Source organism: Ochrobactrum sp. SFR4 (assembly GCF_019730395.1).
Taxonomy (GTDB): Bacteria; Pseudomonadota; Alphaproteobacteria; order Rhizobiales; family Rhizobiaceae; genus Pseudochrobactrum.
The window spans coordinates 1-376 of the sequence record NZ_JAAPBB010000329.1; the positions used below are offsets into that span (position 1 = coordinate 1).

Here is a 376-nt window from a genome sequence, read left to right on the forward strand (position 1 = left end):
CTTTATTGGGAAAAGCTGCAGCCCATTCAAACGCCTGTGCCCCGCCGAGTGACCAGCCAATGGCCAGCCGGATTTTCCCGATACCGAATTTTTCCGTCAACAGGCGATATTGCTGCTGCACATTATCATGCAATGTGACTTGCGGAAAACGACTGCCATTATTCGGAGCTATAGTATTGCTCGGCGAGCTGGACAAACCGTTACCAAAAGCATCAGGAATAATGATGAAGTATTTTTCAGGGTCAAGCGCTCTTCCCGTACCGATCAACCATGCCGCATCCTCATGCGTCCCCGCAAAAGAGGTTGGGTAAAGGATCACATTATCTTTTGCGGCATTGAGGGTGCCATAGGTTTTATAAGCCAGTTTTGCCTGCCG

Annotated in this window: 1 protein-coding gene; it reads right to left on the bottom strand. The window is 49.5% G+C overall.

Annotation, left to right across the window (positions count from 1 at the left end; all coding sequences use genetic code 11):
* The coding region (locus tag HBA93_RS19215) for an alpha/beta fold hydrolase (protein ID WP_221724367.1) at nt 1-376 on the bottom strand (376 nt) is incomplete at both ends.